The sequence below is a fragment of the Streptomyces sp. NBC_01429 genome (genome assembly GCF_036231945.1).
Lineage (GTDB): Bacteria > Actinomycetota > Actinomycetes > Streptomycetales > Streptomycetaceae > Streptomyces.
Genome location: NZ_CP109599.1, coordinates 1,420,345 through 1,442,733, shown reverse-complemented (window position 1 = coordinate 1,442,733; position 22,389 = coordinate 1,420,345). Strand labels below are relative to the sequence as shown.

Genomic DNA, 22,389 nt, shown 5'->3' with positions numbered 1-22,389 from the left:
GACACGACATTACGCGAGGCCGCGACAGCCCGGTCCGGCCTGTGGACAACCCTCGCTTGACAAACAGAGTTGCCGATACGGCAATGGGAGGATGGCGGACACGAGAACAACAGGCACGGGTGCGGGCGAGGGCGAGCACCCGGCGGCGCGTACCGAGCCGGACGACGGCGGCTTCACGACCGTACTGACCGGGGTCGGCCCCCGGCTGCGGGCCATCCGCCGGGATCGCGGCACCACCTTGAGCCGGCTCAGCGAGGTGACCGGGATCTCCCTCAGCACGCTCTCGCGTCTGGAGTCCGGACAGCGCAAACCCACGCTGGAACTGCTGCTGCCGCTGGCCAAGGCGTACGGGGTGCAGCTGGACGAGCTGGTGAACGCGCCGCGCACCGGCGACCCCCGTGTCCACTTCCGTCCCTTCACCCGGCACGGCATGACCTTCCTGCCGCTGACCCGCCACCTCGGCGGCGTACAGGCGTACAAGCTGATCATCCCTGCCGGGCGGCAGCTACAGGGTGAGCCGGAGCAGAAGGTGCACGAGGGCTACGAGTGGATGTACGTCCTCGCCGGACGGCTGCGGCTGTTCCTCGGCGAGCACGATCTGACCCTCACCCCGGGCGAGGTGGTCGAGTTCGACACCCGTACCCCGCACGCGTGGACCAGCGCAGGACCGGAAGCGGTGGAGGTCCTCAGCCTCTTCGGACCGCAGGGCGAGCGGATGCACGCACGCGCACGTCCGGCCGGGCAGTAGCGGTCCGGAGGGGCATTGTCAGACCCCCGTGGCAGTATCCGGAACATGAATCTCACACAGAGTGACGCCCCGTCCGTCGCCGAGGTCTTCTCCGATCTGGACGACCGCCCGTGGGCCGAGCTCGACCACGCCTACGGCGACGCCGACGATGTGCCGGACCTGCTGCGGGCGTTGGCGAGCGAGGACGGGGCGGAGGCGGAGGAGGCCATCAGCGAGCTGTACGGCAGCATCCTCCACCAGGGGTCGGTGTACAGCGCGTCGGCATGCGCCGTGCCGTATCTCGCCGGGCTGGCCGCGGCCGGTGTGCGCACCGCCGAACTGGTCGCCTTCGTCGGCGGCATAGCCGAGGGGGACGGCGTGTACGACGGGACGCCGCCCGGCCACTGCCAGGCGGCGGCCGTGGCACAACTCCCGCTGATCCTGCCGCTGATCGAGTCGGACGCGGTGGACGTACGGCAGGCGGCGGCCTGGACGGCGGCGAGCACGGGCGCGGCGGAAGCGGTGTTTCCCGCGCTGGCGGCTCGCTGGACCCGGGAGAAGGAGCCGCTCGTACGGGCGGAGCTGCTGGCGGGGCTGGTGAGGCTGGCCGAAGCGAGTGCGGACGCGGCGGAGACCGCACGGACGCTCGCGACGGCGTCGCTCGACGGCGAGGAGCCCGCCGAGCTGCGGATCGCCGCCGTCCTGGGCTGTCTCGACCTCGGCCTGCCGTGGACCGGCGCGCACCACGACACGGTCCTGGCGCTGCTCCCCACCGACCGGCTGGTCGCGGGCAGGCTCGACACCGAGCGCACGGAACCGCTCCAGCGCGTCACCGACGCCCTGCTCCGCCGGGACACGCCCGCCGACCGCGAAGCGGCCCTCGCCCTGCTCGACGCCGCGCTGAGGACGACGGACACCGAGGCCCGCGCGGAGGCGCTGTGGGCGGCCGAGCAGGCATGCCTGTTCTCGCGGGCCGCTCCGGCGCGGCTCGCGGACGCGGTGATCGCGCTGCTGGCCGACCGGGCCTCGGCACGCTCCGCCCTGAGCGTCCTCGACAAGCTCGGCCCGCTCGCCGGTCCTGCCGTTCCCGAACTGGTCGCGCTCACCTCCCACGAGGGAGTCCTGGCGGATCTCGCGCTGAAGGCCCTGGTCCGACTGGCCCCCGCGCAGGCCGCACCGCTGCTCGCCCGGGACCTGGGTGACCGTCCCCATGCCCTGGGCGCGGCGGTCGGATTCCTCAGCGGCCGGACAGCGGCCCAGGCCCCGCTTCCGTTCGACGAGGATCTGCTGGCGGCCGTACGCGCCCGGCTGACCACGCCGGATCTCGACGGCAACGAGCCGATCCACCTCGCGCTGCTGCTCACCCCCTGGGGCGAGCGGGCCGCCGCAGCGGCGCCCGAACTGGCACCGTATCTGGACGGGTTCGCCCTCTCCGTGGCCCCCGCGCTGGCGGCCATCGGCCCCGAGTGGGCGGTGGGCCCGCTGACCGGGACCGCCACCGAGGGGTCCGAGACGGCCCGGTTGCCCGCCGCCCGCGCGCTCTTCGGTCTCACCGGCACCACCGAACCGCTGCTGACGGTCATCACGGCCGACCTTGCCTCCGGCGACACCTACCGCGTCCGGCAGGCCGCGGAAGCCACCGAGGCGCTGGGCCGTACCGAGGCCGGGCCCGCCGCCGTACTGCTGCCGCGCCTGCGGGCGGCCCTGGGCACGGACGGGAGCCGCACCACCCACCCGAGGATGGAGGCAGACCTGGCCATCGCCCTGGCACTGCACCGCCTGACCGGCGACCCGGCCGACGCGCTGCCGGTGATCGAGAGCGTCCTGGGGGCGGTCGACGACGAGTGGATCCGCTGGCCCGCGGTCCACGCGGCCCGCGCCGCCGCCCTCCTCGGCCCGGCCGCCGCGCCCCTGCGCCCCCTGCTGGAACGCGGCCTCACCCGCCCCGAACTGGCCCCCGCGATGGCCCTGGCCCTCCTGGCCACGACCCCACCCGGCCGGCACGGGCACACCCCCGACCTGGCCGACGCACTCCTGACCTCGGCCGAGACCGACGCCGACCCCATGGGCGCGCTCGAAGCCCTGACCGCCCTGGGCGCCGACGCCCTCACCACCCCCCAGCTCCACCGGCTCACCGACCTCGCCACCCGCGACCGACGCGTCCTGATCACCGCACTGGAACCCCGACCGGCCCACGCCGACGCCCACTTCCGCGAGACAGCGCAGGCACTCCTGCGCACCCGCACGACCCAGCCGTTCTGACCCGTTGACGATCCCTGCCACCGCCCCTCGCCGTCGGCCGGACGGGTTAGGGTCGGTCAGCAGAAAGACACCATCCCCGAGTACACGCACCACGGAGGTCGGACCGTGACGGCTGAAGGAACACCCCCGGTGCCCCGCCCCGGCCCCCCGCGGTCCGGACGGCAGCGCAAGCCGGGATGGTTCCAGCCCAGGCGGTCGACCCACACCTGGGAGCAGGACGGGCTCGACCACATTCGCCGGCTCATGCCGAACACCGAGCCGTACCGGGCGTGGGCGACCTTCTCCTTCACCGCGGCCTCCGGCCGTACCAACGAGTGCGACCTCTTCATCGCCGTCCCCGGCGGGCTGTATCTGCTCGAACTCAAAGGCCACCCCGGCAGGGTGGTGAACCACAGCGACACCTGGCAGTTCCACGACGACCGGGTGCGCACCCTGAAGAACCCGCTGCATCTCACCGACCTCAAGAGCAAAGAGCTGAAAGGACAGTTGGAGCGTGCGGCCCGTGCGAAGGGTGTGGACCCCCGCCGGGTCCCGTTCATCAAGCCCGCCGTCTTTCTGCACGGCCCCGGTCTGGAGAGCGGACTCGACGAATTCCAGCGCATCGGTGTCTACGGACGTAACGACGGCTCCAGCGGTCTCGGCCTGATCTGGGACGATCTGCTGGGCCGGCCACCGGAGCGCGAGAGCTGGCGCATCACACCGCAGTCCGCCCAGCTCGTCGACGAGTTGATGCAGACGATCGGGATCAGCCACTCCACCGCCCATCTGCGCTTCGGCGACGACTGGAAGCTCGAACCCCACGCCCTCGACGCCGGCCACGGATGGGAGGACAGGCTCGCCGCCCGGGTCGACGGACTGGTCCAGGAGGAGGGCCGCGTCCGTATCTACCTGGTCGAGCAGCTGGCGAGCGACGCGGCGCGGCGGGCCGCGGACCGCGCCGCCCGCCGCGAGTACCAGGTGCTCCAGGGCATCACCCACCGCGGAATCGCGCAGGCCGCGCAGATCAGGGAGCATCAGGGCGGGCCGGCGATCCTCTTCCGCCATCGCCATTCCGATCTGCGGCTCGACGCGTATCTCGACGCGTACGGCGGCCGGCTGACCTCCGCGGTACGCCTCGATCTGGTCCGGCAGCTCGCCGAGGCCCTCCGCTACGCCCACCACCGGTCCCTCTACCACCGTGCCCTCGCGGCCCGTTCGGTGTACGTCACCGCGAAGGACGACGGCACCGACCCCGTCGTACGTATCACCGACTGGCAGACCGCCGCCCGGGACTTCGACACCAGCTCGATGCGCTCCATCGGGGACACCCCGCTCGACCCCGGGCTGATCGAGGACGCGGCCCAGATCTATCTCGCTCCCGAGACCGACCGGGAATTCGCCGACCCGGTGGACCTCGACGTCTTCGGCCTCGGCGCGCTCGCCTATCTCCTGCTCACCGGCGAGCACCCCGCCGCCCGGCGCACCGCGCTGATCGAGCGGCTGACCGCCGACGGCGGCCTGCACCCGTACGCCGTCTCGGACGGGCTCACCGACCGACTCGACGACCTGGTGTTCCGGGCGACCCGCGCCGAGGTCAACGACCGTCTCCCCTCGGCGGACCAGTTCCTCGATCTGCTCGACAGCGCCGAGCAGGAGACCGTGGCCCCCGAGCCGGCCGTCGTCGACACGGACCCCCTCACCGCGCTCCCCGGCCAGCTCCTCCACCCCGACTGGACCGTACGGCGGGTGCTCGGGACCGGAGCGACCGCACGAGCCCTCCTCGTGGAGCGGATCGTGGCGGGTGCGGAGGGGCTGGACGGAGAACCGGTCCGGGAGGAGCGGGTGTTCAAGGTCGCCCTCGACCGGGACAAGGACGCGCGGCTCTACGCGGAGGCGAATGCTCTCAAGGCGGTGGGCGGCGGGCGTATCGTCCGGCTGCTCGACGGGCCGCGGGAGATCGCCGGCCACACCGTCCTCGAACTCGACTGCGCGGGGGAGACGTCGCTCGGCGGGCGCCTGCGCGACCGGGGCCGGCTCAGCTATGCGGAGCTGGAGCGCTACGGGAACGACCTGTTCATCGCTCTCGACCAGCTGGCAGCCAAAGGCGTCCGGCATCGCGACATCAAGCCGGACAATCTCGGTCTGTATCAGCGCGACGACGGATCCTCCCAGCTGATGCTCTTCGACTTCTCGCTGGCCGATGCCTCCGAGCGGGACGTCACCGCCGGCACGCGCGGCTATCTGGATCCCTTCCTCGGCAGCGTCCGCAGGTCCCTGTACGACGACCACGCGGAGAGGTACGCCACCGCCGTCACCCTGCACGAGATGGCGTCCGGAGAGCGGCCCGTCTGGGGTGATGGCCAGAGCGACCCGCGGATGAGCGAGGACATCCGGCCGTACATCGCCACCGAACTGTTCGAAGCCGATCTGAGCGACGGACTGACCGCCTTCTTCCAGCGGGCCATGCACCGCGACGTCGACCACCGGTTCGACTCCTTCCAGCAGATGGAGGATGCCTGGCGGCAGGTCTTCCGCGCCGCCGATGCCGCCCGGCCCGCCACCACCCCGGCGACCATCGGCTCCGCCGCCGCGACCACCGAAGAGGCCCGTGACGCGGCGGCCGCAGCCGCCGACCTCACGCTCGCCCTGGGGCCCGCGGGACTGTCCCCCCGCGCCGAATCCGTCGCCAATGGTCTGGGCGCGGCGACCGTGGGCGAACTGCTCGACATCCCGCTGCACACCGTCGCCCGGGCCCGTGGCGCCGGCGTGCTCGTACGACGGGAGCTGGGCCGCCGCCACAAGCAGTGGACGGCCCGGCTGCGTCGGCCGGGGGCCCCGCCCGAGCCACGGCCCGCCCCCGCACGTACGGCAGGATCCGCGACGGCGTCCGTAAACCCTGCCGACCGCCCCGAGGAGCCGTCGGCCGAGCTGATCGCGCACGAATCCGTCGACTCGCTCGCCGTCCGGCTGACCCCGGGCCCGGCCAGGGGCAACAATCTGCGCCCGGCCGTCGTCCGGCTGACGCTCGGCATTCCCCAGCCGAGGGACGAGGGCGGCGGTGTCTCCCCCCTCGGCCCCTGGCCCCCCCAGACCGTGATCGCCAAGCATCTCGGCACCAGCCAGGCCACGGTCTCGCGCCACCATGTCGCCGCGATCGAGGAGTGGAGCGCGGCACCGTGGCTGACCGCCGTCCGGGACGAACTGGTGGGAATCCTGGAGCTGTCCGGCAGGGTCATGACCGTCCAGGAAGCAGCCGCCGAGCTGCGTATCCGGCACGGTGCGGCGGACGACACCGCCGAGCGGACCCTCGCGAAATCTCTCGCGGTGGTACGCGCCGCCGCCGACGCGGAGGTCTTTCAGCGCGGTGCGTCGGCCGAGGAGTACGAACCCCGGTTCGCCGTGCTGCGCCGGGGCTCCCGCGTCCTGCTGGCCCTGGAATCCCTGCCGGGTGCCGACGATCCCACCCCGCAGGAACTGGCCGACTACGCGGCGGCCCTGGGCCTGGCGGCCGACCGGCTGGCGGCCGAGGACCCGCTGCCCGGCCGTGGTTCCGTCGTCCGTACGCTCCGGGGCACCTCAGCCCCGGACGGTATGCCGCCCCTCGCCGACACCCGGCTCGTCTCCCTCGCGGCCTCGGTCGCCCAGGACGCCGCGGCCTCGCCCCGGCTGGAGCTGTATCCGCGCCGGCTCGGCCTCGCCCGCGCGCTGCGTATCTCCCAGGCTCCGGCCGGACTCCGGCAGGAGACGGGTATCTCCGTCACCGAACTCCTGGCCCGGGTGAAGGTCCGCTTCCCGTCCCTGCCCCTCGCCGAACCACCGACCCATGTCGAGATCGGCGACGCGCTGAAGGAGGCCGGCTTCGACACCGAGTACGACGTGGACCGCAGACGGTTCTTCCCCCGGGCCGTCGAGCCCGTGGACCGGACCAGCTCCACCCGCACCCGTACGAGCGTGCTCCTCGCCGCCGCACAGTCCGCCGCGGTCACCGGCCGCGACCCCCGAGCCGTACTGCACACCAGGCTGACCGAGTCCGTCCGGAGCGGCGGCTTCCTCGCGATCACGGTCAAGGGCACCGAACTGCCCGGCACGGCCGCGGCGCTCGCCCGCGCCTATGGCGTGGTGCCGGTGGACCTGGGCGCCGAGTTCATGACGACGTTCCGCGCGCTCGCCGAGGAACTGGGCACGGAGTGGCCGAAGGTTCTGCGCGCCGACGCCGCGTTCACCTCCTCAGGTGAACTCCGGCCGGGTCTGCGCTCGTACGTCGAGCAGGTCACCGAGCGGCTGACGGCCCGGCTGTCCGCCCTGGCCGAGGAGTCCGGTCCCAGAGCGGTGCTCTTTCTCCACAACGCGGGCCTGATCGCACGGTACTTCGACGGCGGTGGCCACACCCTTCTGGTGACGGTCCAGCAGGCCGCCCGCCGTCCGTCCCGGACCCCGCACGGCCTGTGGGTGCTCTGCCCCATGGAGGACCCGGCCCAGACACCGACGCTCGACGGCCGGACGGTCGAGGTCGTCGACCGGGCCACGGAATGGGCGGTGCTGGACGCACTGTTCCTCAAGGAACTGCGGACCGGTGCAACAGCTGAACATCAGGTTGACGAAATCGGGCGTGTTGGATGACCCCTGCTGATATGCACATATCTCCAGGGGGGCCTGCCGGAAGGGACACCCCTGTGTCCGCGGCCCCAGGAGGTCCTTCCGTATGCCCCATCGGCACACGACCGCCCGATCCGTCGGGAGCGACCCCGGACTCGACCGGCTGAAGACGGTTCTGGAGAGCTGGCGCACCTCCCTGCTGGACATGGGCGGACGCAACCGGCTCCTGAACTTCCGGCACGCCGGAAAGAGCGGCACCACACTGGAGTTGACCTCACCCGACCCCTCCGTCCTGCTGGACGGACTGGCCAAGGGGTGGGACTTCGCCCGGGTCGTGGAGGAACCGGACTCCACCGGGGAGGACGCGGGCAGCGGTACGGAGACCGGTAGCGTTGAACGCCCTTTCCTCCCCGGGCCGGTCACGCCCGGGCTGGTCACCCAGAAGTCCACCCAGGCCGCGCTGGACAGCGCGCTGTACCGGCTTCGCCAGAAGGCGGGCCAGATGTACAACGACTACGGCCTGTGGGTGCTGTGGCTCGGGGTCGGCATGCTCGACTGGCGCGAGGACGGTGCGTACGAGAGCAGCTCGGCCCCGCTGCTGCTGGTCCCGGTGGAGCTGCGCAGGGACAGCAACCGCCGCTTCCGGCTGTACCCGGCCGAGGGTCAGGACCGCATGCACAATCCGGCCCTCGCGGTGAAGCTGGAGCGGCTCGGTATCGACTGGACTCCGGTCACCGCCAAGGACTCCGCCGACCTGGCCGCCCTGCTGTCCGCCGCGCGCGAGGTAGCCGCGGGCCAGAAGGACTGGTCGGTCGACGACCGGAGAGTGCTCGGACTGTTCGCCTCGCACCGCGAGGCCATGTACCAGGACCTTCAGCAGAACGAGGACCGTATCCTGGCCCATCCGCTGGTACGGGCCATCGGCCTCGGCCCGGATGCGGGCCTGCCCGACGAGCTGATCGGCTTCGAACCCCCGGAGCTGGACCGTATCGACGACGTCCAACTGCCCGAGAAGACACCGCTGGTCATGGACGCCGACGCGTCGCAGCGGCAGTGCATCGCGGCGGCTCTCGACAACCGTTCGTTCGTGATGAGCGGCCCGCCCGGCACCGGCAAGAGCCAGACCATCACCAATATGATCGCCGCCCTCATCCACTCCGGCCGCAGCGTGCTCTTCGTCAGTGAGAAGGCCGCCGCACTCGACGTGGTGCGCAACCGGCTGCGCGGGGTCGGGCTCGGCGACTTCGTCATGGCGCTGCACAGCGGGGACATCAGCAAGAAGGCGGTGGCGGGCGAACTCGCCCGGGTCCTGACCACCGAGGCGCCCGTCAGCGGCGCCGCCGAGCACGAGCTGGAACGGGCCCGGCAGCTGAGGGTGGAGCTGTCCGCCTACGCCGCCGCGATGAACCAGCTCCGGGAGCCGCTCGGGCTCACCCTGCACGACGCCCTGGGACGCCTGATCCAGCTGGCCGGAGAGGACACTCCACACCTTCCGCTGACCGCCCGGAACGCCGGCACCGTCAGCGGACTGAGCGCAGGCGGCCTGCGTGAACTCCGTACCGCCGCCGAGGCCATCAGCCGCGCCTGGCGCCCCGCCGCCGAGGGGGACTCCTTTCCCTGGCGCGGACTGACCGGCGCCTCGGCGCCCGCGGTGCTCTCCGAGGCCGCCGACGCGCTCGACGCCCTGCGCACGGCCGCGGGCCGCCGGCCGTTCCCCGCAGCGATGGCCGAGCCGCGCTCGGTGCGCGAACTCCAGCAGACGGTACGGTCGCTGCGGGCCGGCCTCCCGGCTCGTACGACCACCACGGCCTCCGGCCTCCCCGAAGACGTATCCGGTCAACTAGCCGAACTGGCAGACCTGTTGGGCATGCCCAAGCCGGATCGGGCCGACGCTGCCTCCGCCCTGTGCGAGCTGGCCGATCTGACCACCGCCACCCACCGTCCGCCCCCGGGCTGGTTCGACACCGGCGCCCTGACCGAGTCACACCGGGCGGCACAGGAGCTGCGCGACGCCCTCGACGTGGAGGCGAAGGCCCGGGCGGCGGCCGAGGATGTCTTCGGCGAACAGGTCCGGGAAGCGAGCGACCTGCCCGCGCTGGTCCAACGGTTCGCGAAGGATCACCGCGGACCGATCGCCCGCTTCTCCGCCCAGGCCAGGGCCGACCGCGCCACCGTGGCCGCCCTCACCCACGACGGCGGCTGGAACAAGAAGCTCCCGGCCCGGCTGGATCAGGCGCTGGCCTGGCACCGGGCGGCGACAGGGACGGCCGGTCTCAGGGAGAAGCACAGCGGCCTCCTCGGCCGGTACACCCCGGACGCTCAGGACGGCCTGGAAGCCCTCGACAGCGCCCTGGCCACCGCCGACCGCATCGCGACCCTCACCCGCGACACGCCTCCGAGCCCCCTGGCCGCCGACCGCCTGGCCGACGGCGCCGACCCCGACCCGCTGCCCGGCCTCCTCGCAGGCCAGGTACGGCGCGCACTGGGCGACTGGTGCGACGAGGCGACCCGCCGGGCGACCCGCTGGGCGAGCGCCGCCGAGAAGCTGATCGGTCTCTTCGACGCCGCCCGCGGAGCCCAGCTGTCCCCGGCCCTCCTTGGTGGCCTCGACCAGGCCCGGCATACGGTCGACGGCCTGCTCGCCGACCCCCGCGGCCCCGAGGAGTGGCAGGCGTACCGCGACGGCCTCGCCGTCCTCGCCCGGCACGGCGCCGACGATCTCGTACCCCGCGCGGCCGAGCGCGGCATCGATCCGACGCACCTGCCCGCCGTCGTCGAACAGGCAGTGTTGACCTCCTGGACCGACGGCATACTCGCCACGGACCCCCGGGTGCGCAGCACGCGCTCGGACGACCTCGACGCGCGGGTCGCCGACTTCCAGGAGGCCGACCGCCGCCTGGTCGCCGCCGCGGCCGGCGCGGTGATCGAGGCGTGCAACAAGCGCCGCCCACGGCGCTTCGGCGGAGGCGGCGGAGCGGTCATCGTCCGGGAGGCGGAGAAGAAGACCCGGCACCTGCCGGTGCGCGAGCTGCTCGGCAGAACACGCGACGTCGTCCAGCGGATCAAACCCTGCTTCATGATGAGCCCGCTGACGGTCAGCCAACTCCTGCCCGCCGAATACGACTTCGATGTGGTGATCTTCGACGAGGCATCCCAGGTCCGTCCCGGCGACGCGGTCAACTGCGTCTACCGGGGCAGAAGTCTGGTCGTCGCGGGGGACGAGAAGCAGCTGCCGCCCACCTCGTTCTTCGACACCTCGGTCGAGGACGATCCCGAGGACGACGTCGGGGACATGCCCGACTCCTTCGAGTCGCTGCTGCACGCGTGCAAAGCCGGAGCCATGCGCGAGCTGTCCCTGCTCTGGCACTACCGCAGCCGCCACGAGAACCTGATCACCTTCAGCAACCACTCGTTCTACAAGAACTCGATGGTGACCTTCCCCGGCGCCCTGGACGAAGGCAATGACGTGGGCGTCGCCTTCCTCAAGGCCGACGGCGTCTACGACAAGGGCGGCCGACGGGACAACCTGAAGGAGGCGGACTTCGTCGCCGGGCGCGTGATCCACCACTTCGACACCCGCCCCGGCCGCACCCTCGGTGTCGTCGCCCTCTCCCAGGCCCAGGCCACCGCCATCGACCAGGCCGTCCAGCAGGCCCGCCTGAGCCGCCCCGATCTGGATCACTGCTTCACCGAAGGACGGCTCGACGGCTTCTTCGTCAAGAACCTCGAATCGGTCCAGGGCGACGAGCGCGACGTCATGATCATGTCCGTCGGCTACGGCCCCGACGAGCACGGCAAGCTCGGCCTGAACTTCGGCCCCATCAACAAGGGCGGCGGCTGGCGCCGCCTCAACGTCGCCGTCACCCGCGCCCGCTACCGGATGGAGGTCGTCGCCTCGTTCCGTGGCGGCAGCCTCGCGGACAGCACCAACGAGAGTGTCCAGCACCTCAAGCGCTACCTGGAGTACGCGGAGAACGGCCCGTCCGTCCTGGCCCGGGACGTCGTCCAGAGCGACGCGGAGCCGGACAGCCCCTTCGAGGAGTCGGTACTCGGTGTCCTGCGCGGCTGGGGCTATACGGTCCAGCCCCAGGTCGGCGTCGCGGGCTACCGCATCGACCTGGGCCTGCGCCACCCGGAGCTGCCCGGCGCGTACGCCCTGGGCATCGAGTGCGACGGCGCCATGTACCACTCCTCCAAGGCCGCCCGCGACCGCGACCGGCTGCGCGAGCAGGTCCTGAACGGCCTGGGCTGGCGGCTCTACCGGATCTGGGGCACCGACTGGTACCGGGGCCGGACGGCGGCGGAGCTGCGCCTCCGCACGGCGGTGGAGAAGGCGATCGCCGAGGGCCCGCTCATGGACCGGGCGCCGGTGACGCCATCGGGCGGCGGTGATGCGGGTGGTGCCCATGGTGCCGGTGACGCCCCGACGTATGGGACGGCAACCGGCCCGTACCCCCCTCAGGCCATCACGGGGACCAAGGATCCGGCGGACGCGGCCGGGGGCACGGTGGAGGTCGTGCACGAACGGGTGCCGGTGGCCCTCGCGGAGGCAGACCGTGGGTGGAGCGCCCCGTACCGGACCAGTTCCGTGGTGGTCACCCCGCGCCACGAACTCCACACCCTGGAAGCCAGGCCCGCCCTGCGCAAGCTGCTGACGGCGGTCATCGACGAGGAGGGCCCGGTCCATACGGATCTGCTCGTCCAGCGTGCGCGGGAGGCGTGGGGAGTGGCGAGAGCGGGCAGCCGCATCCGGCAGAACGTCCTCACCGTGGCCGACGCGCTGGTCAGGTCGGGAAGGCGACCGAGCGCGACGGCTTCTACAACAACGCCGGCCGAACCGTACCGGCGGCCCGCCGTCCCGACGGAGGCGAGACGGCACGGAAGGTCACCCAGATCGCCCCGGTGGAGCGCAGGCTGGCGCTGAGGAAACTCGCGGCTGAATGCCCCGGTATGTCAGAGGATGAACTGATTCGTCAGGCGTGTGAGTTCTTCGGATGGCGCCGACTGGGCAGCGATATCCGCGATGCCCTGGCGGACGACATCACCGAACTCCACGAACGAGGCACCCTCACGGGCGGGCCGGACCGTATCAACGCCGGTTGAGCGGTCGGGCGTGGCGGGCCTGCGGAGGAAAGCGCGGGCCGAGTAGGTGGGCGCGGGCTGGCAGGATGGACGGGTTGGACGGTGGGCCCCTGGGCCCGGACCGCGAGCCCCCGGCTCTTGACGGGGGTGGGGGCTGTGCGCGGGACGGCGAGAAGGGGGGATGTGTTGGGAACGACGGAGAGAAGGACGCCCCGGTGGACAAGGCCGCACTGCTCAAGGACCTTCGAAAGCAGGTCACCGCGCTGGAGGACGACCTGCGGGCCCGCACGGAGTCCGAGGACGACATCCGCGCACGGCTTGAGCAGGAGTACGAAGCGGCCCGCGCGGCCCTGCGCACGGCAGCCACGTACGGGGCCTGGCGGGACGAACGCGTCACCCAGGCGGCGGCGGCCTGGATCCTGGCCTGCGTCTTCGTCCGCTTCTGCGAGGACAACCGCCTCATCGACGTCCGCTTCCTGGCGGGCCCGGGCGAGGGTCTGGCGGACGCGGAGGACCGGCACGCGGAGTTCTTCCGTACATCTCCCGAGCTGAACGACCGCGACTGGCTCGAAGCGTCCTTCACGTACCTGGCAGGCGCGCACGAGGCGGCGGCCGGCCTCTTCGACAAGGCCCACAACCCGCTGTGGGAGCTGTCGCCGTCGTACGGCGCGGCAACGAGGCTGCTGCAGTTCTGGCGGGCGCGGGGAGCGGACGGCGAGATCGTCCACGACTTCACGCAGGGCGCGGCGGGTGTGGGGGTGAGCGCGGGTGACGGCGCTGGGGTGGAGGGCGCCGGGGCCGAGGGCGCCGGGGAACGTCAGGACGAACGTGGCCTCGACACCCGTTTCCTGGGCGACCTCTACCAGGACCTGAGCGAACACGCGCGCAAGACGTACGCGCTGCTCCAGACTCCCGAGTTCGTCGAGGAGTTCATCCTCGACCTGACGCTGGAACCGGCCGTCGAGGCGTTCGGCCTGGAACCGGAGTGGAAGTACGGACCGGTCGGGGAGGGCGGCGCGGCTCGACGCGGGCTGCGCTGCATCGACCCGGCCTGCGGCTCGGGGCACTTCCTGCTGGGCATGTTCCGGCGACTGCTGGAGAAGTGGCGCGCCCTGGAACCGGGCACTCAGGACGACGTACTCATCCGGCGCGCCCTGGAGTCCGTCCACGGCTGCGACAAGAACCCCTTCGCAGTGGCCATCGCCCGCTTCCGGCTGCTGGTCGCGGCGCTGGGGGAGTACGGCGAGACGCGGCTGGCGGCGGCGCCGGGGTTTCCGATCAACGTCGCGGTCGGGGACTCGCTGCTGCACGGTCGGGACGCGGGGCGCGACAGCGACCCGACGTTCGATGACGTGAAGGACGCGGGGCCGTTCTTGTACCGGACTGAGGACGTGCGGGAGTTCAAGGAGAGCGTTGACCTGCTGGGGAGGGGGAGCTACCACGTGGTGGTGGGCAACCCTCCTTACATCACGGTCAAGGACAAGCAGGAGAACGAGAATTACCGCAGGGCGTATTTTGCTTGCGCGGGGAAGTATGCGTTGTCGGTGCCGTTCGCACAGCGGATCTTTGAGCTTGCGGTGCGGGGGTCGGGGACGGATCGAGCAGCTGGGTTTACGGGGCAGATCACGTCGAACTCCTTCATGAAGAGGGAGTTCGGCAAGGTGCTTATTGAGTCATTCCTGCACGGGGGGCCTTACAAGGACCCGGTGACGAAGCGGAAGGGCGACTATCCGGGCGTTGACCTGAGCCACGTGATTGACACGTCCGGGGCGTTTATTCCGGGGCACGGGACGCCGACGGTGATTTTGGCGGGGCGTAACCGGACGGCTATGCAGGGGGATCCGGTGCGGGCGGTGCTGGGGGTTCGGGGTGAGCCGAATCAGCCGGAGGATCCCGCGCATGGGCTGGTATGGAGGGCAATCGTCGAGCAGGTGAGTCAGCCAGGATACGAGTCGGGCTGGGTGAGCGTGGTCGATAGGCAACGAGGCAGCCTTAGCGAGTTCCCCTGGAGCCTGAGTGGGGGTGGTGCTTCGGATCTGAATGCTGCTCTGGATGCGGCACCTCGCGTTCTGGGGTCTCTGCTGGACAGACCCATTGGCTTTGCCAGCTTCCCGGGGCAGGACGAAGTTTTCTTCCTCTCGGAGTCTTGGTTCCGTCATCACCAGGACTCTGCGGATCTGCGTAGGGAACTGGTTATCGGTGAAGTAGTGCGGGACTGGCGTGAGGCATGCGAGACACCGGCGTTGGTTCCGTATGACGAGGCCCATGCTGCGGTGCCCTTGGACGTAGACACAGGTTGGGGGCGTCACCTTTGGACAATGCGGCGGGTGCTGGGTTCAACGACGGGCTTCGGAGGTGACACACGTGCCGACTCTGATGAGCCCTGGTGGACCTGGTATCGATGGGTATCGGAGAGGTATCGGACACCACTCTCGATCACGTTTGCATTTGTGGCGACGCATAACCACTTTGTGCTGGACCGTGGTGGGAGGGTTTTTAACAGGTCCGCACCTGTGATCAAGCTTCCGGAGAGGGCAACGGAGGATGAGCATCTGGCGCTGCTTGGGGTGCTGAATTCGTCGACGGCTTGTTTCTGGCTCAAGCAGGTCAGCCAGGGCAAGGGCGGCAGCGGTCTGGGGCGTGGCCTCCAGGACGAGGAGTGGGAGGAGCGCTACGAGTTCACCGGAACCAAGCTTCAAGAATATCCCCTGCCAGCAGACCTCTCCCTGAACCTCGGTCGGCTCTTGGACTCCCGGGCTACATCGCTGGCAGGCTACGAGCCTTCCGCCATCACCGCCGCAGCTCTCCCGACGCGTCTCCGTTTTGATGAGGCTCGCACCAAGCACGCCAGCCTCCGCGCCCAGATGATCGCCATCCAGGAAGAGCTGGACTGGACCGTTTACGGTTCGTACAACCTCCTCACCCCCGCTGAGGTGGCCCGTACAACGCTTCCCAGCCCGACCGACACCCCCGAAGTCGCCCTCGGTGAGCGGGCCTTCGAGATCGTGCTCGCGCGCAAGGTGGCCGCCGGGGACGCGGAGACCGCGTGGTTCGCGCGGCACGGTTCGACGCCCGTCACGGAGATCCCCGTGCACTGGCCCGATGCGTACAAGGCCGTCGTCCAGGCCCGGATCGACATCATCGCCTCCCGCAAGGACATCGCGCTCATTGAGCGTCCCGAGTGCAAGCGGCGATGGTCCAGTGAGCCCTGGGAGAAGAAGGAGAAGGAAGCCCTGCGGGCTTGGCTGCTCGACCGGTGCGAGGACGAGAAGCTGTGGTTCGGCCTGCGCGACGGCTACCGCGCGCCGCGCACGCTCACCGTCTCTCAACTCGCCGACGCGCTGCGCACGGACGCCGATGTCGTGTCCGTTGCCGAACTGTACGCGGCCGACCACTTGGGCAAGCGAGATGCGACCCTGGCGACTGTGCTGGCCGAGGTCATCGCGGCGGAGCACGTGCCGTACCTCGCGGCGCTGCGTTACAAGGACTCCGGTCTGCGGAAGCGGGCGGAGTGGGAGCAGGTGTGGGAGCTTCAGCGCGAGGAGGACAAGACGGGCGAGCGGCTCGACATCGCCGTACCGCCGAAGTACTCCTCCGCCGACTTCCTCAAGCACTCCTACTGGTCACATCGCGGAAAGCTCGACGTACCGAAGGAGCGGTTCGTCTCCTATCCCGACGCGTCGCCCGACTCCGATCCGACGCTTCTGCTCGGCTGGGCCGGCTGGGACCACAAGGATCAAGTGCAGGCACTCGTCAACCTCGTCAACGACCGCACCATCCAAGCCGACTGGCAGACTCCGCGCATCGCGCCCCTGCTGGCAGGCATCCAGGAACTGATGCCATGGGTTCGTCAGTGGCACGGTGAGCACGACGAGGAGTGGGGCGGAACTCCGGCCGAGGAGTATCAGGCTTTCCAGGACGAGCAGTTGCCCAAGCACGGGTTGTCCGTCCAGGACCTGGCCGCCTGGCGTCCGGAGAAGAAGACGCGCGGTACGGCGAAGAAGAACAGCGACTGACCCGAGAGGTCGTGCAGGGCCCTGGCCCCGGATCGCTTCCGGCTCCAGGGCCCTGCCCATGCCGGTTCAGACCTGTCTGGCGAACCCGACGAAGTCCGACCATGAGTCGATGGTGATGGACAGGACCGGTCCCGTGCTGATCTTCGAGTCCCTCACACGTACGGTGTCGGGGCACTTCGCCACCTCGATGCACTCGCCGCCCGCCCCGCTGCTGTAGGTGCTCTTGAACCAGGCCAGTTCACGGGCGCTCTTCGTGGCCTCTTCAATGATCATAGTTCTCCCAGCAACTGCTCGACGAAGGACAACGACTCCTGTGGGGTGAGAGCCTGCGCTCGGATAATGCCGTACCGCGCTTCAAGCGCGCGAACCGACTTCCGATCCGTCATGAGACGACTGTCCTCCTGGACTTCCACGTACGCGACCCGCTGCTGCCGATTGGTCTCAATCAGGCTCATCGGACCGCCCAGCCCGGCATGATCCTCACGGTCTGTCGGCATCACCTGAATATCCACGTTACGCGGCTGACCGGACAGGAGAATCTGCTCCAACTGGCGTCGCCGTACTGCCTGGCCGCCCACTGGGCGTCGCAGAACAACTTCCTCGATGACGAAGCTCACAAGCGGGGCGGGCTTGCGCGAGAAGATCTTTTGGCGTGCGAGTCGTGCCGCCACACGGAGCTCGATGGTCTCCTCGTCCAGCATTGGCCGCCACATCGCGAAGACCGCCCGCGCGTAGTCTTCGGTCTGGAGCAGCCCCGGCACCGCGTGGTTCGCGTACACATGCAGCTCGACCGCGTCCGCCTCCAGCTTCGCCGCCCGCCGGAAAAAGCCCGGATACCGCGCCCGCTCCACCTCGTCCTTCATCGCCTTGAGCACGCCCCCGGCCGCCAACACCTCGTCGGCCTTGTCGATCATCCAGGGCTTTGGCACCCGCCGCCCCTGTTCCACCGAGGCCATCTGGTCCGCGCCGTAGTTGAGCTGCACCCCCAACTGCGCCTGTGTGAGACCCGCTTGTCTCCGGAAAAGCTGTACCTGCTTGCCGAAGCACTTGAGGAACCGGGCCCCCGAGTCGTCCCGGTCGTCCAGCCCGTCAACATCGATATCGATGTCCCCGTCGGTGTCGGCGCTCCCGCTCACGCTCCCGCCCGCTGTGCTCTCCGTCCCCACCCCGCCCGGCGGCTCCGGCCGCGCCCCCGGCCCCGGCGCCGGCCTTGGGCCCGTACCCGAGACCGCGTTCGTACTTCCGCCCGCATCCGCGTCGGTCGTCATGTTCCACTCACCTCCGCCGCGCCGCGCGCTGCGCGTGCGCCCCGAACTCGCATGGTTTTCTCAACGGTCGTGTCGTCGTTCGGCGTTACTCGTACCGGCCGTACAGATTGCTTCCGCACTCGTACACGCAGCCTCGGTGCTGCCAAAGGGGCTGGTCAGCCGCCAGAACGGACAGCCAGGGTCGGTGCGTATGACGACCGAAATGCCCGCCCTCTCGTCCACGCCTCCCCCCTCACCCGTCTCTCGTACCTCGCCCACCTCGGCGGCCTCTCCCACTTCGTGCACTTCATCGGCCCCTTCCACCTCGTCCACGTCGTCCACCTCACCCACCGTTCGTGAGTTCGCGATGCGGTTCACCTCCACTCCCCGGGGTGCGCGGCTCGGGCGGCGGTTGGTCGCGTACCGGCTGGACGAGTGGGGGTATCCGTACACCTCGGACGTCAACGAGACGATGACGCTCATCACCGCCGAACTCACGGCGAACGCCGTGCGCCATGGGCACGTCCCGGGCCGGGACTTCCATCTCCGGCTGACGGATTCCGAGACTGCCGACACCACGCACTCACGCCGGTTCACCCTGCGTGTCGAGGTCACCGACACCCGCTCCGAACGGCGGCCGGCGGTAGCCGCGCACCCGAGCCCGACGCCGACATCGACCTCGTACCCGAATCTGAGTCCGAACCCGCACCCGCACCCGGCCCCGAGCCTCACCCCGTACCCGATCCCCGAGCCGGAGGCCGAGTCCGGGCGTGGGCTTTTCCTGGTCTCGCAGTTGGCCGACCGGTGGGGAATCGCGCCGCGCGACGGTGGTGGGCCCGGCAAGACCATCTGGGCCGAGTGCACGGGAGAATCAGCCACAGGGCGCCCTTCCGGCAGCAGCACCCGCATCGCCGCCCGCTCCGGCGACCGCACCGAGCCCACGGCCGGGCTCGTGGGTCTCCTGACCGGCCTGCGTCACGATGACGTCCTCCAGCCGGACGGAGAGGGCCTGCGCGCGCCGGGAGTCCCAGAGCCAGACCCGGTCTCCGGAGGTGCCGAAGGTGAGCAGGGGCCACTCGGTATCGAGCGGACCATTGAAGACGGCGATCCTGTCTTCTACCGGCTCGACGCAGACGAACCGGCCCTGAACACCGAAGTACGAGGCGGGAGTCCGGCCGGAGCGGGCGTCGGCCCACGCCCTGCCTGCGGCGTTCTCGAACTGGACCACTCCGGCCAGCAACGAGATGGAGACAACGACGAGTGTGGTGAACGGGATGCCGGTGATCACCAATCCACGGGAGTTGACCCACTGATGGAAGTGACGCATCCATCCGGCGAAAGCCAGTACCAGCGCAGCCATCAGGAGTGCGGCGGCCACCGGCGCGGCTGACGCCGCGTACTGCCAGTACACGGATACGGAGGCGGCTTCCGAGGGCAGCCCGAAGGCACGGCGCAGATACATGGTGTGGAGCAGACCGCCGAACCACGGCAGTGCCAGCGCGAGAGCCGATGCGAACGCTGGTAGCGCCCAGTTGGCGTGACGGCCGAACCACGAGTGCACCAAGGCCCAGGTGAGTCCACGGATGATGAATGCCAGGAGCCCGATGCCGAGCGCGGCGAGCAGCGCCACGAGCGCCGCCTGCCGGGGTGTTCCGGGCGCGTTCCTCGCGTACATCGCACCCGTCAGAAAAAGAAAGCCGATCAGTCCGGCGCCCGAGGCGAGCTGGGTGGCCAGACGCGGACGCCCCCACAGCCTGGTCATCGCCCGGCCGGTGGGCCACACCAAGCCCACCGCCACCGCCACGGGCGCCAAGGCCCATGCTCCGTCTCCGTGCAGGACGACCATCGCGATTCCGCTGCCCATGACTACCGGCACGATTCCGTACACCGGAAGGAGGAGACGCCAGTAAGGAACGGTGGGCCGGGGCGACGGACCGTTCGGATCACGGCCCACCATGCGGTCCGGGACCCGCAGCGAGTGGGTGTCGCGGTCGTACGGGTGGCCGGTCAGCGCCCCTGCCGTCAGGCGAGCCGCGACCCGGTCGACGTCGGGCGTTCCGGCCCGGCGGATGAACCTCTCCGTGGTCACCAGGCCCAGTGACGTCCGCAGCCGGGCCAACCGGGCCTGCCGCCGCGATGTCGTCGGCAGGGTGCGGTAACTGTGGTAGCCGGAGCGGTAGTCGTATTCCAGATCGTGCTGGATCAACTGGGCGTCCACCACCCACATGCCCGCCTGGTATCGACGCGCCAGGCTCACGATCTCGTCCGACGCAGCTGCCACGGCACCGAACTTCGCCCCATGGAGCCTGACTTCGGCCATCAGTCCCGTACGGCCGTGCCCCAGCCACTCCGTATCCCGCCCCCGCGCTTCTCCCCGACCGTGTCCCTCCCACCTCCGGACCGGCCAGCCGCGCGCCTCGAGCAACTGCGTGGCCAGCATGATCTCGTTCGGGTTGTCAACGACCGCGACCAGCACGTCCACCCGTCGGTTGAAGGACCCCGGCGGGAGGGGGACCGCCGCCGCCGGTTCGGCGGGTCCGGAAGGTGAGGGCGCCGGGGGGACCACCGGTGGGACTGCCGGAGGGACCGTCGGTGGTGGCGCCGTGCCGTTCCTGGGAGACGGGATCCTGGTGTTCCTGGTGCCTCCGGTGTTCCCGGCGTTTCTGGTGTTCGTCGTGGTCCTGGTGAGTAACGTTCGGATGAGTCCCCATGCCATGTCCCGCCTCCTGCGCTGACGTTGTCGTCGTCGTTGTGGCTGTGACGAACGTATGCCGCGTAAGTGAGCAAGGAGGCCATTGGCGAGTAGATGCCAATTCCTCCGCATCCCCTCCTATGGCGACGCGCACGCTGTAACCCTCGTAAACCCTCGCCTCGCGCGCCCCGAGCTGGAACAATGGCCCGTCACGCCGTCGGGTGGGTGGCGGCCTGGGGGAGAGGCGCGGGAACATGGCGTACGCGGGGACGGGCGGGGCGTCGGGCGGGGATCCGGACAGCGGGTCCGACGCGGAGGCGACGGGTGAGACGGACGGCGCGCAGGCGCCGCGCGGGATCTTCGACTGCGACGAGGCACACCGTAGCCCCGTCGATGCCGACTACGCGCGGATCTTCAGCAGCGGGATGGTCGTGCTGGACACCAATGTGCTGCTCAACCTCTACCGTTCCAACGAGCAGACCCGCCGCGACACCTTCGCCGTACTGGCCAAGCTCCAGGAGCGGTTGTTCGTACCTGACCAGGTGCTGACGGAGTTCTGGCGGAACCGGGAGCTGAGGTCCGTACGCCATCACCACAGCACCAAGGCCAAGGAAGCCACTTCCGCGATGGACAAGCTCCGGCGGTCCGCGGTGGACGCCGTCGAGCGCTGGAAGAAGGACGTACGGCTCAAGGAGGACGAGCCCGCCACCGAGGACATCGACGGCGCGCTGGGCCGGCTCGGCGAGACGGCGGCCGAGCTGAAGGAACTCATCGAGGAGCAGGCGGCACGTGATGTGCTCGCCGGTACGGAGGCGACGCACACCGACCCCGTACTGACGGATCTTGAGCCGCTGCTGCTCGGGAGGATCGGTGGCCCGCTGTCGGAAGCCGCGTACGACAAGGCCGTACAGGATGCCCAGGCACGCGCCGACGAGCAGATTCCCCCCGGGTACGAGGACTTCAAGACCAAGTCGTCGGAGGGGGCGGCCGGGGACTATCTGCTCTGGCTGCAGGTGATGATCGAGGCGGAGGCGCGCGGCCGGGGCGGTGACGTACTGCTGGTCACCGGCGATGTGAAGAAGGACTGGTGGGTGACGCGGGACGGGGAGATCCCGGCGCGTCCCCGGCCGGAACTCGTCGTGGAGCTGAGGGAGTGGGCGGGGGCGCGGCTCTACATGCTCACCCCGGGTGAACTCCTGGTCCACGCGGAGAAACTGCTGGAGGGGCTCCAGGTCGATGTGGGCTCCGTATCGGACCTGGAACAGCTGCGGGAGGAGGGATGGGAGAAGGAGGGTGCCGCGAGCGGCTGGACGCCGGACTCGCTCGGTGCTCTGCTCGGTGAGCTCTCCGAGCGTTATCCGTCACATGGCAGGGTTGTGGTCAAGGCCGCGGCCAACGGCGGCTTCGTGGACCGCGCCACCGTTCTGGAGGTGGCCGGTTACGGTCCCGACCGGCAGCTCAAGGGGTTCACCCGGCCCATCAGCACGGTGACGCGCGACCTGGAGGAGCAGCAGGTCCTCACCGGCAAGGAGCCGTTTCTGCTGCGTACCATCTACGGTTCGGAGTCCCAGCCGAACAGGGCGTCCGGGTTCCGGGTCGCCGAGGAGGCGGTCGCCCTGCTGCGGAAGATCTTCGAGGACGAACCCGATACCGACGAGGGCGACCCCGCGTAGAAGGCAACCTCGGCATGAAGGGCGACCCCGCCCAGTAACCGCCCGACTGCGCAGCCGTACCTCCCCGCCGTTGTCACACGGCGTGAGCTGGCAGGATAAGGGTGAGGTATGACGG

General features: G+C 70.3%; 11 protein-coding genes and 1 pseudogene. 8 read left to right on the top strand and 4 right to left on the bottom strand.

The features are described from left to right. The first annotated feature begins 91 nt into the window (after nt 1-91). From OG627_RS05920 to pglX, 6 genes are all read left to right on the top strand, one after another. Complete coding sequence (locus OG627_RS05920; RefSeq protein WP_329062132.1) at nt 92-748, top strand: helix-turn-helix domain-containing protein; 657 nt, start codon at nt 92-94, stop codon at nt 746-748. Nucleotides 749-793: 45 nt separating this feature from the next. After that, nucleotides 794-2,989, top strand: a complete 2,196-nt coding sequence (locus tag OG627_RS05915; RefSeq protein ID WP_329062130.1) for a hypothetical protein — start codon at nt 794-796, stop codon at nt 2,987-2,989. Nucleotides 2,990-3,118: 129 nt separating this feature from the next. Further along, nucleotides 3,119-7,588: a BREX system serine/threonine kinase PglW gene (pglW, locus tag OG627_RS05910; RefSeq protein ID WP_329062128.1), complete on the top strand. Its 4,470-nt coding sequence runs from the start codon at nt 3,119-3,121 to the stop codon at nt 7,586-7,588. A gap of 82 nt (nt 7,589-7,670) precedes the next feature. Then, nucleotides 7,671-12,488 (top strand): DUF3320 domain-containing protein, encoded by a 4,818-nt coding sequence (locus OG627_RS05905; protein ID WP_329062126.1) that lies wholly within the window; start codon nt 7,671-7,673, stop codon nt 12,486-12,488. Nucleotides 12,489-12,514: 26 nt separating this feature from the next. Further along, complete coding sequence (locus OG627_RS05900; protein WP_329062124.1) at nt 12,515-12,667, top strand: hypothetical protein; 153 nt, start codon at nt 12,515-12,517, stop codon at nt 12,665-12,667. A 194-nt stretch (nt 12,668-12,861) separates the two neighbouring features. Further along, nucleotides 12,862-16,662: a BREX-2 system adenine-specific DNA-methyltransferase PglX gene (gene pglX / locus OG627_RS05895; RefSeq protein WP_329062122.1), complete on the top strand. Its 3,801-nt coding sequence runs from the start codon at nt 12,862-12,864 to the stop codon at nt 16,660-16,662. Between the two features lie 66 nt (nt 16,663-16,728). Here the strand turns inward: pglX and OG627_RS05890 are convergent, their stop codons facing one another. From OG627_RS05890 to OG627_RS05880, 3 genes are read right to left on the bottom strand one after another with little or no spacing between them, the layout of a single operon-like run. Next, nucleotides 16,729-16,935, bottom strand: a complete 207-nt coding sequence (locus OG627_RS05890; protein ID WP_329062120.1) for a DUF397 domain-containing protein — start codon at nt 16,933-16,935, stop codon at nt 16,729-16,731. Beyond that, a complete protein-coding gene (locus OG627_RS05885; protein WP_329062118.1) occupies nt 16,932-17,930 on the bottom strand; it encodes a helix-turn-helix domain-containing protein in 999 nt (332 codons plus the stop codon). The genes OG627_RS05890 and OG627_RS05885 overlap by 4 nt, the downstream gene beginning before the upstream one ends. A gap of 60 nt (nt 17,931-17,990) precedes the next feature. Next, nucleotides 17,991-18,287 carry a hypothetical protein gene (locus OG627_RS05880; protein WP_329062116.1) on the bottom strand — a complete coding sequence of 99 codons (297 nt, stop codon included), beginning with the start codon at nt 18,285-18,287 and terminating at the stop codon, nt 17,991-17,993. Here OG627_RS05880 and OG627_RS05875 point away from each other — a divergent pair. Continuing rightward, nucleotides 18,277-18,768, top strand: a pseudogene (locus tag OG627_RS05875) (ATP-binding protein); the annotation flags it as partial. The gene OG627_RS05880 and the pseudogene OG627_RS05875 overlap by 11 nt on opposite strands. A gap of 12 nt (nt 18,769-18,780) precedes the next feature. Here the strand turns inward: OG627_RS05875 and OG627_RS05870 are convergent. Then, nucleotides 18,781-20,190, bottom strand: coding sequence for a hypothetical protein (locus tag OG627_RS05870; RefSeq protein ID WP_329073212.1), 1,410 nt, complete (start codon nt 20,188-20,190; stop codon nt 18,781-18,783). Nucleotides 20,191-20,855: 665 nt separating this feature from the next. Between OG627_RS05870 and OG627_RS05865 the strand changes: the two genes are divergently transcribed. Continuing rightward, a complete protein-coding gene (locus OG627_RS05865) occupies nt 20,856-22,274 on the top strand; it encodes a PIN domain-containing protein (protein WP_329062114.1) in 1,419 nt (472 codons plus the stop codon). The last annotated feature ends 115 nt before the right edge of the window (nt 22,275-22,389 follow it).